1 protein-coding gene is annotated in these 1,295 nt (G+C 52.1%); it reads right to left on the reverse strand.

Features of this window, described 5'->3' with window-relative positions; genetic code table 11:
- Positions 1-533 precede the first annotated feature (533 nt).
- Positions 534-1,295, reverse strand: a 762-nt coding sequence (locus tag ACFO6W_RS02940; protein ID WP_379993833.1) for a group II intron maturase-specific domain-containing protein, incomplete at its 5' end; no start/stop codon positions are given.

The following is a 1,295-nucleotide window of genomic DNA, read 5'->3' on the forward strand; positions in this document are numbered from 1 at the left end:
ATGCCGTAGGTCGAGGGTGTTCGGGCGCCGGGGATGCGAACCTCGAGGGTCACATTCTTGTCCCCGTTCTGACTGGGATCAGGGATTTCATTGTTCGCGTCTTCCGATGTGCAGCCGGTGAGCAGCGCTATAGACAACAGCAGCAAAGCTATAGTGTTTGTTTTCATCGCTTTATCTTTTTCTTTACTTTCGCTTCTTTTATTTTATCGTCCAGTTTTTATGAAGCTTGGATCGAATCATTAAATCATTATTGATTCATCTTTTCTTCCTGCTTCCTGTTTTTTTGTATGCTTGTTTTTTTATATGTCCTGTACGGCCATTTTATAATGCTGATTTTTGTTGTAAGCCATCGCTATACATATGTTTGGTTTTCTGAACCGTTGCAATTTCTTATAAGCATATGTTTTCTTCATTCTATTCTCTTTCTCTTTTTTATCTTATCACAGTCGTTCAAGGGTCCGGTTTATTCGCTTCCTTATCGTCCCGGCAAACCGTTTCCTTTTGTTCGTGCGCTCCGCTAGCCGGAATATCCGTCAGTAGGCTTCGACTTCCACTATCTTTTTTAGCAGGCTCACCTGCTGGCGTTGCAGGGACAGCATCTCCGTCAGCTTGGTGTCGATCACAGAGGCCAGTTCCAATTGTTGGCGTTGTAGCCGGCTGTCGACCGGTTGGGCGTCGCTGGCCGGGGTCGGCTGTTTCAGCAGTGTCCGGTCTTTGGGCGAGCGTTCCCGTAAACGGCGGTAAACGAGTTCGAAGCTGTGCAACCCGAAGCTGTGCAGGTCGCGGTTCGAATAGCTGCGGCCACGCCCTTCGGCGGCCAGCCAGCGGCGCACTTCCTGCCGTACAAAGCCGTCCAAAGCCTCGAACTGCTTTCCCACATCGCCATGCTTGTAATAGTTGGCAAAACCGTCGATCTTCCTGTTGACACGCTTCATGAACGCATGCGGGGCGATACCCTTGCAACGCTTTATCTCGACTGTCAGCCGCTCTTTGAAGGAGCTTACCTTCGCGTCGCTGATGCGGGCGTAGCCCCCTGCGAAGCGCCAGCCGCAGAATTCAACGGCCTTGTCCGAGAACCGGCCCGATTGCGTCTTTTCCGCGTTCAGGTCCAGGTCGTAGCTGAAGGATAGCGTATTCTGCAGGTAGGCGTAGACTTCCGCGGCCTGTTCCTGCGACTCCGTGCAGATGAACACGTCGTCCATAAAAACGATAAAGGGAACCCTGAACCGGCGCTGTACCTCGAGCCATACCGGCACCAGCATCACCGGGGCCAGGATGGCCGATACGGCGCTGCC

It is taken from the genome of Dysgonomonas termitidis (genome assembly GCF_042654545.1).
GTDB classification, from domain to species: Bacteria; Bacteroidota; Bacteroidia; order Bacteroidales; family Dysgonomonadaceae; genus Dysgonomonas; species Dysgonomonas termitidis.